Source organism: Allobosea sp. NPDC055332, from assembly GCF_053645455.1.
This window is the reverse complement of record NZ_JBSHMO010000003.1, coordinates 1-14,631: the sequence shown is the minus strand read 5'-3', so window position 1 is coordinate 14,631 and position 14,631 is coordinate 1. Positions and strand designations below refer to the sequence as shown.

Here is a 14,631-nt window from a genome sequence, read left to right as displayed (position 1 = left end):
CAGCACCGCTCGCGGGCCCTTGCGGCGGTCAGTTGGACTTTCGCATGTCAGGCGTGATCGTCCATAGCGAGCATGCCGTGTCGGAATGCTCGCCCCGGGACTCCGGCAGATCGTGGAAATCCTGCAAGGCTCGGCAGCCGTTCCGAGAAAGAGGGCCGCGAACGTATCGCGATATCCTCAGTCGTAGCGTGCTTCCAGCCGCCGATCGATCGTCAGCGCCGCCAGCGTGCAGAGCGCGCCGGAGAGCAGGTAGATGCCGACCCAGGCGAGGCCGAAGGTGCTCGACACCGTTAACGCCACCAGCGGAGCAAAGCCCGCGCCGAGCAGCCAGGCGAGGTCGGAGGTCAGCGCCGCGCCGGTGTAGCGGTATTGCGGGCCGAAGCTGTTCGCGACCGCACCGGCGGTCTGGCCGTAGGACAGCCCGAGCAGTCCGAAGCCGATGACCACATAGATCGTCTGCCCGGCCAGGCTGTCGCCGAAGAGCAGCGGCGCGACGACGCTCGACAGGCTAAAGAGCGCGATCATTCCGCCGGAAAGCAGCAGCGTGTTGCGGCGCCCGATCTGGTCGGCAATCAGGCCGGAGGTGACGATCGCACCGGCGCCGACCACGGCACCGGCCGCCTGTACCAGCAGGAATTCGGAGACCGAGCGATTGGTGAAGAGATTGATCCAGCTGACCGGGAAGATCGTGACGAGATGGAAGAGCGCGAAGCTCGCCAGCGGCACGAAGGCGCCGAGGATGATCGTGCGGCCATGGGCGCGGATGAGCTCGGACATCGGCACCGGCATCAGCTCGCGCGTTTCCATCAGCTGGGCGAATTCGTGGGTCGCGACCATGCGCAGGCGGGCGAACAGCGCCACGACATTGATCGTCAGCGCGACGAAGAACGGATAGCGCCAGCCCCAGCCGAGGAAGTCCTCCTTCGAGAGCGCGCCCTCGAAATAGGCGAAGAGCCCGGCGGCGAGGATGAAGCCGAAGGGGGCGCCGAGCTGCGGCAGCATGGCGTACCAGCCGCGCCGGTTGGCGGGGGCGTTGAGCGCGAGCAGCGAGGACAGGCCGTCCCAGGCGCCGCCAAGCGCGATGCCCTGCAGCAGGCGGAAGGCGGCTAGGATGACGCAGGACCAGATGCCGATCGTCTGATAGCCCGGCAGGAAGGCGATGGCCGCGGTCGAGCCGCCGAGCAGGAAGAGCGCGGCGGTGAGCTTGGTCGCTCGGCCGTAATTGCGGTCGATCGCGAAGAACAGCACCGAGCCGAGCGGACGCGTCACGAAGGCGAGCGCGAAGATGCCGAAGCTGTAGAGCGTGCCGGTGAGCCGGTCGACGAAGGGGAAGACCAGCTCGGGGAAGACCAGCACGCAGCCGAGGCCGAAGACGAAGAAGTCGAAATACTCCGACGTCCGCCCGATGATGACGCCGAGCGCGATGTCGGCGGGGGTGACGTGGTCGCGCCCGTGCTCGTCCGTCAGATGCCCTGGAGAATGGCTCGCCGCGTCAGCGCTCATGACCGCGAACTCCTAAGCTGGCGGACGTGCCGGACCGACCGGGCTTGCCCGCACCTCGTGCAAATGGATACGGTGGATAGAAGCGACCCGTCAAACTGCCGCAATGAGACAGATTGTCTTATGTGCGGTGCGAAAGAATGGACATAGACAACGGCTGTTCCCCGAACAGGGAGGTCTTAAGTCTCTTGCGGATCTTTCGACTTTTAACGGTTTTACCGCTCTTCGCCCTGCTCGGCGGGTGCCAGATGGTGCTGCTTGCGCCCTCCGGCGATGTTGCGATGCAGCAACGCAACCTCATGCTCGCCTCCGTCGCGCTGATGCTGCTCGTCATCATCCCGGTGATGGCGCTGACGATCTTCTTCGCCTGGCGCTACCGCGCCTCGGCCAAGGCGACCTATCATCCGGAGTGGAACCATTCGCTGCCGCTCGAGGTGGTGATCTGGTCGGTGCCGCTGCTGATCATCGTCGTCCTCGGCGCGATGACCTGGATGGGCACGCATCTGCTCGATCCATATCGGCCGCTCAACCGCATCAGCGCCGGCAAGCCGGTGGTCGAGGCGAGAGCGGGCAGTACCGCGGTCAGGAAGCAGCCCATGGTCATCCAGGTCGTGGCGCTCGACTGGAAATGGCTCTTCCTCTACCCGGCGCAGGGCATCGCCTCGCTCAACGAAGTGGTGGCGCCGGTCGACCAGCCGATCGAGTTCCGCATCACCTCCTCCGCGGTGATGAACTCGCTGTTCATTCCAGCGCTCGCCGGCCAGATCTACGCCATGCCCGGCATGCAGACCAAGCTCAACGCCGTGATCAACCATCCCGGCGAGTTCGAGGGCTTCTCGGCCAATTACAGCGGCGCCGGCTTCTCCGACATGCGCTTCCGCTTCCGCGGGGTCGACGACAAAGCCTTCGGCGAGTGGGTGCAGGGCGCGATCCGGGGCGGCAGCACGCTCGGGCGCGACGAATACCTCGTGCTGGAGCGGCCGAGCGAGCGCGAACCCGTGCGCTATTTCCGCGACATCCCGTCCGACCTCTTCACCGCCATCCTCAACATGTGCGTCGACCGCGCCAAGATGTGCACACGCGACATGATGGCGATGGACGCCAAGGGCGGCGGCGGCAAGGAGGGCATTCATACCGTCACGGCGCTCGAATACGACAAGAGCGTGCGCCGCGGCGGGCAGCCGCTGCCGCCGCGTCCTTTCGTGATGGCGATCTGCACGCCGACCGATGTCTACGGCGCCGCGGGCGTCACCGCCCGCGCCGTCAACTGAGCCGCACCCGCGAGCCGAGGGACCGATGACCTCCTATCCCGACTGGTGGAAGCTCCTCTTCGGACGCCTCACCCTCGAATCGTTCCCCTATCACGAGCCGATCCTGGTCGTGACCTTCGCGGTGGTCGTGCTCGGCGGGCTCGCGGTCGTCGCGCTGATCACGAAGTACAGGCTCTGGGGCTATCTCTGGCACGACTGGTTCACCAGCGTGGACCACAAGAAGATCGGGGTCATGTACATGATCCTCGGCGTGATCATGCTGCTGCGCGGCTTCGCCGACGCGCTGATGATGCGCGGCCAGCAGGCGATCGCCTTCGCCGGCAACGAGGGCTATCTGCCGCCGCATCATTACGACCAGATCTTCACCGCCCATGGCGTGATCATGATCTTCTTCGTGGCGATGCCCTTCGTCACCGGGCTGATGAACTATGTCGTGCCGCTGCAGATCGGCGCGCGCGACGTCGCCTTCCCATTCCTCAACAATTTCAGCTTCTGGATGACCGTCGGCGGCGCCGTGCTGATCATGGCCTCGCTCTTCATCGGCGAGTTCGCCAAGGTCGGCTGGCTCGCCTATCCACCGCTCTCGGGGGCCGCCTACTCGCCCGGGGTGGGCATGGACTATTATCTCTGGGGTCTGCAGATCGCGGGCATCGGCACGACCCTGTCGGGCGTCAACCTGATCGCGACCATCGTCAAGATGCGCGCGCCCGGCATGGACCTGATGAAGATGCCGATCTTCACCTGGACCTCGCTGTGCACCAACGTCCTGATCGTCGCGACCTTCCCGATCCTGGCGGCGACGCTCGCGCTGCTGACGCTCGACCGCTATGTCGGGACCAACTTCTTCACGAACGATCTCGGCGGCAACCCGATGATGTACGTGAACCTGATCTGGATCTGGGGCCACCCGGAGGTCTACATCCTGATCCTGCCGCTCTTCGGCGTCTATTCCGAAGTTGCCTCGACCTTCTGCGGCAAGCGCCTCTTCGGCTACGCCTCGATGGTCTATGCGACGGTGGTCATCACCATCCTGTCCTACCTGGTCTGGCTGCACCACTTCTTCACGATGGGCTCGGGCGCCAGCGTGAACTCCTTCTTCGGCATCACGACGATGATCATCTCGATCCCGACCGGGGCGAAGATCTTCAACTGGCTGTTCACGATGTATCGCGGCCGCATCCGCTTCGAGCTGCCGATGATGTGGCTCCTCGCCTTCATGATCACCTTCGTCATCGGCGGCATGACCGGTGTGATGCTCGCGGTGCCGCCGGCCGATTTCGTGCTGCACAACAGCCTGTTCCTGATCGCCCATTTCCACAACGTCATCATCGGCGGCGTGGTCTTCGGCGTCTTCGCCGGCATCGCCTACTGGTTCCCCAAGGCCTTCGGCTTCAAGCTCGACACGTTCTGGGGCCACCTCTCCTTCTGGTTCTGGGTGGTCGGCTTCTACGTCGCCTTCATGCCGCTCTACATCCTCGGCCTGATGGGCGTGACGCGCCGTCTCAGCCGCTTCGAGGACCCTTCCCTGCAGATCTGGTTCGTGATCGCGGCGGTCGGCGCGGTGCTGATCGCGCTCGGCATCGCCTGCTTCCTGATCCAGATCGGCGTCAGCATCCTGCGCCGCGAGCAGTTGCGCGACGTAACCGGCGATCCCTGGGGCGGGCGCACGCTGGAGTGGTCGACCTCCTCGCCGCCGCCGGCCTACAACTTCGCCTTCTCGCCGATCGTGCACGATCTCGATGCCTGGGCCGACATGAAGAAGCGCGGCTATAGCCGCCCGCTCGCGGGCTTCCGGCCGATCCATATGCCGAGGAACACCGGCGCCGGCGTGATCATCGCAGGCCTCGCGACGATCTGCGGCTTCGCGTTGATCTGGTACATCTGGTGGCTGGCGGCGCTCTCCTTCGTCGGCGTGCTCGCGGCCGTGATCATCCATACCTTCAACTACGATCGCGACTTCCATATTCCGGCCGACGAGGTCGTGCAGGCGGAAGACGCGCGCACCCAGCTTCTGGGGCGGGCCTGAGGGGTGATGATGGCTAAGGCGACAGCGCAGACCGCGGACGGAGCTCCGGCGTTCTACGTCACCGGGGAGGAGCACGCGCACTCCGGCGGCTCGACCATGCTCGGCTTCTGGCTCTATCTGATGAGCGACTGCCTGGTCTTCGCAGTCCTCTTCGCGACCTATGGCGTGCTCGGGCGAAATTATGCGGCGGGCCCCTCCGGCGCCGACCTGTTCGACCTGAAGCTGGTGGCGGTCAATACCGCCATGCTGCTGTTCTCCTCGATCACCTATGGCTTCGCCATGCTGGCGATGGACAAGGGCCGGCAGGCGGCTGTGCAGGGCTGGCTGGTGGTGACCGGCCTGTTCGGCCTCGCCTTCCTCGGGATCGAGCTCTACGAGTTCGCCCACCTGATCCACGAAGGCGCGACGCCGATGCGCAGCGCCTTCCTGTCCTCCTTCTTCACGCTGGTCGGCACCCACGGGCTGCACGTCACCTTCGGCCTGATCTGGATGGTCGTGCTGATGACGCAGGTCTCGCGGCACGGGCTGATCGAGGCGAACCGGCGCCGGCTCCTGTGCCTCTCGATGTTCTGGCACTTCCTCGACGTCGTCTGGATCGGCGTCTTCACCTTCGTCTACCTGATGGGCGTGCTGAAATGAGCCAGAACCAGGCCGAGGCCCAGGGTGGCCATGATGACGGGCACGGCGCCGACCATGTGCCGCATGGCAGCCTGCGCGGCTATATCACCGGCTTCCTGCTCTCCGTCGTCCTGACCGCGATCCCGTTCTGGCTCGTCATGAACGACGTGCTGGGCAATTCGACGCTGACGGCGATCGTGATCATGCTCTTCGCCGCCGTGCAGATCGTCGTCCACATGGTCTATTTCCTGCACATGAACGGCCGCTCGGAGGGTGGCTGGACGATGCTGGCGCTGATCTTCACGATCATCATCGTGGCGATCGCGCTCTCGGGCTCGCTCTGGGTGATGTACCACCTCAACACCAACATGATGCCAGACCTGCACAAGATGTGAGGCCGGGCCTGTGCCAGCAGACGCCGAGGGCGCGGGACACAGTGGCGTTGCGCGGACTGTCTTCGTCGCCGGGCTTTGCCTCGCCACGCTGGTCTTCACCGGCCTCGGCATCTGGCAGCTCCAGCGGCTGAGCTGGAAGCTCGATCTGATCGCCCGCGTCGAGGCGCGTCTCGCCGTTGCGCCGGTCGCTGCGCCAAGGCCGGCGGAATGGAACGGGCTCACCGTCGCGGCCGATGAATACCGCCGCGTCGTCCTGCAAGGACGCTATCTCGATACCCCGGAGACGCTGACCATGGCAGTGACGGAGCGCGGCCCGGGCTTATGGGTGCTGGCACCGTTCCGCACGAACGAGGGCTTCACGGTCATCGTCAACCGCGGCTTCGTGCCGGAGGCAAGGCGCACAGCGGAGGAAAGGCGCAAGGTTGCCGGCGAGGACGCGAAGGTGGTCGGGCTATTGCGGCTGAGCGAGCCGGATGGCGGCTTCCTGCGCGCCAACGACCCGGCTGCCGGCCGCTGGTATTCACGCGACGTGGCAGCGATCGCACAGGCACGGGAGCTCGGCCCGGTCGCGCCCTATTTCGTCGATGCCGACGCGGCGACTGAGCCAGGCCCGCTGCCGCTGGGCGGCATGACCCAGGTCGCGTTCCGCAACACCCATCTGGTCTACGCGCTGACCTGGTTCTGCCTCGCGCTGATGAGCGCCGGAGCCGTCGCGTATTTGTTCAGGAAAAGACCGGAAGAGCAGGCATCGGCCTGACGCCAGCGCCGCGCCGGGTCAGCTTTGGCGCCCTGCTGCCGCACCGCGACGCCAGACAGCCGGCGTCTCGCCGACCATGCGGCGGAAGACTCGGGTGAAATGCGCCTGGTCGGAAAAGCCGGCATCGGCCGCGATCTCGGTCAGGGGGCGGTCGCCCGCCGCGAGCAGGCGCTGGCCGCGCTCGATGCGGGCCTTGAGCTGCCATTGATGCGGCGGCAGGCCGGTCGAGGCCTTGAAGGCGTGGCTGAAATGCGATTGCGACATGCCGACGAGTTCGGCGAGGTCCTGCAGCCGGATCGTGCCGGCCGCATGCTCGCTGATGTAGTCGGTCACCGCCTCGAGCTGCCAGCCGCTCAGCGGCGCGCGCCGGCGCGGCGCATTGGCCCGCACGCCGAACAGATCGATCAGCACGGCGAGCACGAGCCCGTCGCCGTAGAGGTCGTGGCGGGCATCCGGCTCTGCGCATTCATCGGCGATCAGGCGCGACAGCGTCAGGATACGGGGGTTCGAGAAGGCGATGCGCGGCTGCGCCAGCCGCTCCGGTGACAACGCCTCCCCCAGCCGCTCACTGACCGTGGCCGCATCGAAGTGCAGATCGAGATGGCGGATGCGCATGCGCTGCTGCGTGCGGCCCCAGACCGGCACGCCGGCCGGCATGAAACTGATCGCGTTGGCGCGGGCGCTGCTCGAAATGCCGGGCTCGTTGCGATTGAGCCGGGTCTCGAAATTGCCGCCGACCTTGTCGAGCACCACGAACAGGCGCGGATGCTCGGAGACGTATTCGCCGCTGGCGCCGGCCTGGCACTCGGCCTGCCAGAGATCGGCGACGACGCCGTTCCAGACCCGGTATTTCAGCGCGCCGATGACGCTGATGCCTTCGCGGACCGAACGCATGCGCGGCTGGAAACCCATGTCTAGCCTCCGAGGCGGCGACAATCGCCTTGCGGCGCGTGATCAAAATGCAACGTGGTCAAGACAATTGTAGACGCGCGCCCAAGATCGTTCAATGCATGACAGGAACGATCAATCCCGCCCTGCGTGTTGCTGATATTGCCCAACGGAAAGCTGAACCCCGCCTTTGAACGATTCTAAATTTGATCAGTTCTGAAATGGCGGCATTTGCTGGGGCTTGAATTGCAAATGTGCTACACGCTGAAGATGAAGACTGGATTTATTCTTGGGTCGACTGCCTCGCTCGCTGTGCTCTGTGCCGGCGCTGCTCTGGCGCAGGGGCAGCCAACCGGCACGGTGCAGCTCGACACGATCACGGTCGAGGGCGATGGCGGCACGACGACCGGGCCGGTGAACGGCTATGTCGCGACGCGCTCGGCGACCGGCTCGAAGGCGAACACGTCGATCACCGCGATCCCGCAGGCCGTCTCGGTGCTCGGTCGCGACGAGATCGACGATCGCAAGGCGCTCAAGGTCGACGAAGCACTGCGCTACACCGCCGGCGTCGCCGCCCAGACCTTCGGGCCGGATCCCGATACCGACTGGATCTTCATCCGCGGCTTCCAGGCGACGCAGACCGGCGTCTTCATGGATGGTCTGCAGCTCTATGCCTATGGCTTCGGCGGCTTCCAGATCGACCCCTTCCTGCTCGAGCGGGTCGAGGTGCTGAAGGGGCCAGCCTCGGTGCTCTATGGCGGTTCGACGCCCGGCGGCATCGTCAACCTCGTCAGCAAGCGCCCGAACGGCAAGAACTTCGGCTATGTCGAGGCCGGCATCAACAATTGGGGCAACGCCTATCTCGGCCTCGATATCGGCGTCAGCGACAAGCAGGGCATCTGGAGCACGCGCCTGACCGGCAAGCTCTCCGGCGGCGACCAGTACACCGACTATTCCAAGGATTTCCGCGGCGTGCTCATGCCGCAGATCAGCTACCAGCCCAATGGCGCGACCCGCTTCACCGCCTATGGCATGTACGCCGCGCTCGACCAGACCCGTGTCGGCGACGGCTTCCTGCCCTATGTCGGCACGGTGGTGAATGCGCCCTTCGGCAAGATCCGGCGCGGCGCCTTCTATGGCGAGCCCTCGATCGACGATCAGGAGCGCACCCAGACCCTGCTCGGCTACGAGTTCCAGCACCAGTTCGCCAACAACTGGACCTTCACGCAGAACCTGCGCTACGGCGTGATGAAGGGCTCGCAGCTCGGCCCATACGGCTTCGGCTATGCCGGCGCGGACGCGCCCTTCGGCGACCGGCTGCAGCCGGTCGGACCCGACTACCAGCTCTATCGCATCGGCTTCCAGGAGCGGACGCGGGTCCGGACCTTCACGGTCGACAACCGTGTCGACGGCAAGGTCGTCACCGGGCCGCTCGAGCATTCGCTGCTCTTCGGGATCGACTACAAGTATTTCAACATCGACCACACCCAGGCCTCGGGCGGCGCGACCACGATCAGCGTCACCAACCCGGTCTATGGCGCGCAGCAGGGCCCGGCCGGCGTCTATCTCAACCAGGACCTGAAGCATCACCAGATCGGCTTCTACGCCCAGGACCAGATCCGCTTCGGCGGCGGCTGGCTGCTGACGCTGAACGGCCGCTACGACTATGTCGACAAGAAATCGGTCAGCCCTGCCGGCCTGCTGTTCTCGCCGACCTATGACAAGAAGGAGGCGTCCTGGAGCGGCCGCGCCGGCCTCGGCTACGAGTTCGCCAACGGGCTGACCCCCTATGTCAGCGCCGCGACCTTCTTCACCCCCGTCTTCGACGCCGTGCCCAACCTGCTCGGTGGACCCGGCCAGCCCTTCCGTCCGGAGGAAGGCCAGCAGTTCGAAGCCGGCGTGAAGTACAAGCCGGGCTTCATGGACGCGCTGCTGACGGCTTCGGTCTTCCACATCACCAAGCAGAACGTGCTGAACCCGGCTCCGACCGCCCTCAACCCGTTCGCGCAGCAGCAACTCGGCGAGGTCACCTCGCGCGGCTTCGAGTTCGAGGCCAAGGCCAACATCACCAAGGACCTGAAGCTGCTCGCCTCGTTCACCGCCTTCGACCTGAAGACGACCAAGGACACGCGCCCGCTGCTGGTCGGCAAGACGCCGGTCGTCGTGCCCGAGGTCACCGCCTCGGCCTGGCTCGACTACACCGTGCCGGAGGGCGCCTTCAAAGGCCTCGGGCTCGGCGCCGGCGTCCGCTATGTCGGCAGCTCCTACGCCAATGCCGAGAACTCGCTGAAAGTGCCGTCGGCGACCGTGGTTGATGCCGCGATCCGCTACCAGATCGGCAATTGGGGCATGGCGCTCAACGTCACCAACCTGTTCGACAAGGTCTATGTGAAGAGCTGCAACGGCCAGTCCGGATGTGGCTATGGCGACGCCCGCACCGTGACCGTCTCGGCCAATTATCGGTGGTAGAGCCCTCTTGCCCGAATGCCCTGGGGGCCGCGGTCCGCCGCGGCCTTCGCCCGTGATAGACCGGCTGACATGACCGACCGCAGGATCTTGCCGAGACGGCGCGATGCACTCGCCATGCTGGCGGCGGCAGCGCTGCCATCGGCGGTTCACGCCGCCGGCCTGCGCATCGCCACCGTCGACTGGTCGGTGCTGGAGACCCTGCTCGCGCTCGGCATCGCCCCGGTCGCGGCACCCGAATTGCTGCAGTTCCGCGAGGTCGCGATCGAGCCTCTGGTCCCGGCCACCGTCACCGACCTCGGCTTGCGCGGCACCGTCAATTTCGAACTCCTGCTGCTCTGCCGGCCGGAGCTGATCTACTCGTCGAGCTTCTATGTCAGCTCGGAGCCCGGGCTCAGCCGGATCGCGCCGGTCGAACGCTTCTCGATCTATGCGCCGGGCCGCTCCCCTTACGAGCCGGCCGCGGCGATGATGCGCAGCATCGGCGCCCGCCTCGGCAGGAGCGACGAGGCCGAGCGCTATATCGCCGCGACCGAAGCGGAGTTCGCCAGTCTGCGTGACCGGCTGAAGCCACATGCGGCGCGGCCGGTGATCCCGATCAATCTCGGCGATGCCAGGCATTTTCGCGTCTTCGGCACCGACAGCATGTTCGGCGAGGTACTGAAGCGGCTCGGCCTTGCCAATGCCTGGACCGACGATACCAGCTATTCCGCCATGGCCCCGGTCGGCCTCGAAGCGCTGGCGCGGATTCCGGACGCCTGGATCGCCCTGATCCCGCCGATTCCGCCCGGTGCACTCGAAGTGCTGTCGGCCAGCACCTTCTGGAACGCCCTGCCGAGCATACGCGCAGGGCGTTTGCTGCAGCTCGCCTCGATCAACCCCTATGGCGGCCTGCCGGCAGCGCGGCGCTTCGCGCGGCTCCTCACCGAGGCGCTGCTGACGGAGAGAGCTCGTGGCTGAAGCCGTACTGCCCCTGCGCCCGCGACGGCTCCGCCAGTCCGCGATCTGGCTCGCCGCGATCCTCGTGACCGCGGCGCTCCTCGCCGCCGTCGTGACGACGCGCCCGCCGCTGGTCGCTCCGGCCGAACTCGCGCACGCACTGGGGTCGATCCTGCTCTGGCACAGCCTCGTGCCGCGCTCCGTCACCGCGCTGATCTGCGGCGCCACGCTCGGACTGGCGGGCCTGCTGCTGCAGCGCGTCCTGCGCAATCCCATCGCCGATGCCTCGACGCTCGGCGTCGTCTCGGGCGCGCAACTGGCGCTGACGATTGCGACCGCCTTCGCCCCGGCGGCGATCGCCTTTTCGCGCGAGAGCGTCGCGCTTGCCGGCGCGATCGCCGCCGTAGCGCTGGTGCTCGGCCTGAGCTGGCGGCGCGGACTCGAACCGCTGACGGTGGTGCTCTCCGGCATGGTGGTCGCGCTGCTCGCCGCGGCGTTGAGTGCGACCGTCATCCTGGCCAAGGGCGACTATATGCTCTCGCTCTTCATCTGGGGGGCGGGCTCGCTCAGCCAGCAGAGCTGGGATGCCGTCCTGTCGCTCGGCCCGCGCCTGCTGCTCGGCTGGCTCGCCGCGGCGCTGCTGCTGCGCCCGCTAGCCTTGCTCAGCCTCGACGACGGCACGGCGCGGAGCCTCGGCCTTGCCTTGCACACCACCCGCATCGCCGTGCTCGGCATCGCGATCTGGCTCGCGGCCAGCGTCACTGCCGAGGTCGGCGTCATCGGTTTCGCCGGCCTTGCCGCCCCAGCACTGGCGCGCGAGATCGGGGCGCGCACGCCGCGCCAGCTCCTGCTGGCGGCGCCGGCTGTCGGGGCGCTTCTGCTCTCGATCACCGACAGCGCCGTCCAGCTGCTCGGCTCCGGCTTTACCGATTTTGCCCCGACCGGCGCTGCCACCGCCCTGCTCGGCGGCCCGCTGCTGCTCTGGCTGATGCGCCGCGTGCCACCGGCCCCGCCGGCGCAGACGGTCGATGCCATGGCTCCGACGCATCGCATCGGCCGTGCGCTTCCGGCGCTGGCAGGCCTCGCCGCCACGATCGCGATCGTCAGCGTGCTCGGCCTCGTCCTCGGGCGCGGACCCCAGGGCTGGGAACTGGCGACCGGTCGCTTGTTCACCGAGCTGCTGCCCTTCCGCGGCCCACGCCTCGTCGCGGCCGGTGCTGCCGGAGCCTTGCTCGGCGCCGCCGGGTGCCTGATGCAGCGTCTCACCGCCAATCCGCTGGCCGGGCCGGAAGTTCTGGGCGTCAGCGCCGGTGGCGGCGTCGGACTGACGCTGGCGCTCGCATTATTGCCGTTCAGCCCGTTCTCGATGCTGGCCGGCATCGCTGGTGGCTCGCTCGCCGTGCTCATCGTCATGCTGGGCCTGGCCGCCCGGCCCGGCATCGGCTCGCAGCGTCTGTTGCTCGCCGGCATCGCCATGGGCGCGCTCTGCATGGCGCTGGTCTCGACCGCGCTCGCCAAGGGCGACCTGCGCGCCTATGTGCTGCTGACCTGGCTGTCAGGCTCGACCAACCGTGTCGGCGAGATCGAGGTCTGGATCGGCCTGGCCGGCTGCCTAGTCCTGCTCGCGCCACTCTTCCTGGCGACGCGCTGGCTCGACCTGATGCCGCTTGGCGAAGCGACCAGCCGCAGCCTCGGCCTCGGCGTCAAACGCAGTCGCCTCATCCTTGCTGCCGTCTCGGCATTGGCGACGGCGGTTGCCTCGCTGCTGATCGGCCCGCTCAGCCTGATCGGGCTGATCGCGCCGCATCTGGCGCGTCTCGCCGGCTTTGCGCGCGGTCGCGACCAGCTCGTCGCCTCGATCCTGGTCGGCTGCGGCGTGATGATCCTGGCCGACTGGCTCGCACGCCTCGTCGCCTTCCCCTATCAGGTCCCGACTGGGCTGTTTGCGGCGCTGATCGGCGGGCCCTACCTGATCTGGCTGTTGAACCGCACGGGGAACCGGCATGGCTGACGAGACCGCCCTGGATGCGGGCGAGCCGCTCTTTGCTCTCGACGCCGTCGGTTTTTCCGTCGCCGGCCGGGCCCTGCTCGAGCCGCTGAAGCTCGATCTGGCGGCCGGCCGAGTGACCGGTCTCATCGGCCATAACGGCTCCGGCAAGTCGACGCTGCTGAAGCTGCTGGCGCGGCAACTGCGTCCCTCGCGCGGCAGCCTGCACTTTGCCGGCCGGCCGATCGAAAGCTGGCAGAAGCGCGCCTTCGCCCGGCGCGTCGCCTATTTGCCGCAGCAGACGCCCGCCGCCGCCGGCATGCTGGTCCGGGAACTGGTCGCGCTCGGCCGCTATCCCTGGCACGGCGCGCTCGGCCGCTTCGGTCAGCGTGACCGCGACAGGGTTGCCGAGGCGATGGCGCTGACCGATGTCGAACGCTTCGCCGATCGCCTGATCGACAGCCTGTCCGGCGGCGAGCGCCAGCGTGCCTGGCTCGCTATGCTGGTCGCGCAGGACGCAGACTGCCTCCTGCTCGACGAGCCGATCGCTGCGCTCGACCTCGCCCATCAGATCGAGGTGCTGAGCCTGGTTCGGCAGCTGTCACACCAGGCGGGCCTCGGCATCGTCGTCGTGCTGCACGACGTCAACATGGCCGCGCGCTTCTGCGACGAGATCATCGCGCTGCATTCAGGCCGGCTCATCGCGCGCGGCACGCCTGAGCAGATCGTCCGCCCCGACGTCCTGCAGAGAGTCTACGGTGTCGAGGTCGGCGTGATGCCCCATCCGGAAGGCGGCCGGCCGCTCGCCTTCATCTGACAGAACTCGCGATTCAGCGCGCGTGACCGGTCAGCCGGAGCAGCCCTGCCTCCTGCGCGCCACAGCCGGCGCGCCATCGTCACACGGGCAGTACGGTGACCGGCGTTCCCAGCGCGACGCGGGCATAGAGATGGACGATGTCCTGGTTGATCATCCGGATACAGCCCGAGGAGACATTGGTGCCGACGGTATAGGGCTCGGTCGTGCCGTGGATACGGTAGCCGAGATCGCGCCCCTCACCGAAGAGATAGAGGGTGCGGGCGCCAAGCGGGCTCTTCGCCCCGCCGCGGACGCCGAGGCCGCGCGGCGTCGGCTCGAGCTGGGCCCGGATCTGCGGATCGCGCTCGATCATCTCCTGCGGCGGCACCCAGTCGGGCCAGTCGCGCTTCATGTTGATCTTGGCCTGGCCTGTCCAGCCAAAGCCCTCGCGGCCGACGCCGACGCCATAGCGCGTCGCGACCCCGCGCGATTCGACGAAATAGAGATGGTAGGAGCCGGGATCGACGACGATGGAGCCCGGCGGCTCGGCGCCGCGGAACTCGACCGTCTGGCGCAGATAGCGCGGCTCGATGCTCTGGTAGTCGATCGCCGGCACCGGGAAGCGCTCGCCGGGATATTCCACATAGACCTGCGCATAGTTCGGGCGCGCCAGGGTGCGCGTCGAACTGCGCCCGCTCGGAGCGCCGATGTCAGGTAACGCGACGATGCTTCCGCCACCGCAGCCGGCGAGGCCGGGGGCGAGGAGCGAGAGGGAAGATATGGTAAAGGAACGGCGGTTCAGCATGGACACATCTCAGGCAAGGCTTTCGCAAAAGCATCGACTTAGATGGTTACGAGCCGATGAACGCCGCCGCTGCGACTGAAGTCCCCTCCTCAGAACCTCATCTCGATCCTGCCCTTGAGAGCGTGATCGCGGGAGCGTTCGCCGATTGCCGCGGAGTAGGTCAGCCCGAGGGCGGTGGCTTGC

The 14,631-nt window shown here is 67.0% G+C and carries 12 protein-coding genes; 9 read left to right on the top strand and 3 right to left on the bottom strand.

Annotated elements, in window-relative coordinates:
• Positions 1-177 precede the first annotated feature (177 nt).
• Positions 178-1,503: an MFS transporter gene (locus ACWIGM_RS16395; RefSeq protein WP_454027033.1), complete on the bottom strand. Its 1,326-nt coding sequence runs from the start codon at positions 1,501-1,503 to the stop codon at positions 178-180.
• A 245-nt stretch (positions 1,504-1,748) separates the two neighbouring features.
• Between ACWIGM_RS16395 and cyoA the strand changes: the two genes are divergently transcribed.
• Genes cyoA through ACWIGM_RS16370 form a run of 5 tightly spaced genes read left to right on the top strand, consistent with a single transcriptional unit; the run spans position 1,749 to position 6,567 of the window.
• Positions 1,749-2,771, top strand: a complete 1,023-nt coding sequence (gene cyoA / locus ACWIGM_RS16390; protein WP_454027032.1) for a ubiquinol oxidase subunit II — start codon at positions 1,749-1,751, stop codon at positions 2,769-2,771.
• 25 nt (positions 2,772-2,796) lie between these two features.
• Positions 2,797-4,797 (top strand): cytochrome o ubiquinol oxidase subunit I, encoded by a 2,001-nt coding sequence (gene cyoB, locus ACWIGM_RS16385; RefSeq protein WP_454027031.1) that lies wholly within the window; start codon positions 2,797-2,799, stop codon positions 4,795-4,797.
• A 9-nt stretch (positions 4,798-4,806) separates the two neighbouring features.
• The gene (gene cyoC, locus ACWIGM_RS16380) at positions 4,807-5,436 is read left to right on the top strand and encodes a cytochrome o ubiquinol oxidase subunit III (RefSeq protein ID WP_454027030.1); all 630 of its coding nucleotides are present in this window, start codon (positions 4,807-4,809) and stop codon (positions 5,434-5,436) included.
• A complete protein-coding gene (cyoD, locus tag ACWIGM_RS16375) occupies positions 5,433-5,810 on the top strand; it encodes a cytochrome o ubiquinol oxidase subunit IV (RefSeq protein ID WP_454027029.1) in 378 nt (125 codons plus the stop codon). The genes cyoC and cyoD overlap by 4 nt, the downstream gene beginning before the upstream one ends.
• Positions 5,811-5,820: 10 nt before the next feature.
• Positions 5,821-6,567 (top strand): SURF1 family protein, encoded by a 747-nt coding sequence (locus tag ACWIGM_RS16370; protein WP_454027028.1) that lies wholly within the window; start codon positions 5,821-5,823, stop codon positions 6,565-6,567.
• Between the two features lie 18 nt (positions 6,568-6,585).
• On the opposite strand, the gene ACWIGM_RS16365 is transcribed toward ACWIGM_RS16370, so the two are convergent.
• Complete coding sequence (locus tag ACWIGM_RS16365) at positions 6,586-7,479, bottom strand: helix-turn-helix domain-containing protein (protein ID WP_454027027.1); 894 nt, start codon at positions 7,477-7,479, stop codon at positions 6,586-6,588.
• 246 nt (positions 7,480-7,725) lie between these two features.
• Here ACWIGM_RS16365 and ACWIGM_RS16360 point away from each other — a divergent pair, with 246 nt between their 5' ends.
• The 4 genes from ACWIGM_RS16360 (at position 7,726) to ACWIGM_RS16345 (ending at position 13,664) form a co-directional block, all read left to right on the top strand.
• Entirely contained in the window at positions 7,726-9,924 is a 2,199-nt protein-coding gene (locus ACWIGM_RS16360; protein WP_454027026.1) for a TonB-dependent siderophore receptor, read from the top strand.
• 69 nt (positions 9,925-9,993) lie between these two features.
• The gene (locus ACWIGM_RS16355) at positions 9,994-10,881 is read left to right on the top strand and encodes an ABC transporter substrate-binding protein (protein ID WP_454027025.1); all 888 of its coding nucleotides are present in this window, start codon (positions 9,994-9,996) and stop codon (positions 10,879-10,881) included.
• Complete coding sequence (gene fhuB / locus ACWIGM_RS16350) at positions 10,874-12,871, top strand: Fe(3+)-hydroxamate ABC transporter permease FhuB (RefSeq protein WP_454027024.1); 1,998 nt, start codon at positions 10,874-10,876, stop codon at positions 12,869-12,871. Before ACWIGM_RS16355 ends, fhuB begins: the two co-directional genes overlap by 8 nt.
• Positions 12,864-13,664: an ATP-binding cassette domain-containing protein gene (locus ACWIGM_RS16345; protein WP_454027023.1), complete on the top strand. Its 801-nt coding sequence runs from the start codon at positions 12,864-12,866 to the stop codon at positions 13,662-13,664. The genes fhuB and ACWIGM_RS16345 overlap by 8 nt, the downstream gene beginning before the upstream one ends.
• A gap of 79 nt (positions 13,665-13,743) precedes the next feature.
• Here the strand turns inward: ACWIGM_RS16345 and ACWIGM_RS16340 are convergent, their stop codons facing one another.
• Positions 13,744-14,448, bottom strand: a complete 705-nt coding sequence (locus tag ACWIGM_RS16340) for a L,D-transpeptidase (protein WP_454027022.1) — start codon at positions 14,446-14,448, stop codon at positions 13,744-13,746.
• Between the last annotated feature and the right edge of the window lie 183 nt (positions 14,449-14,631).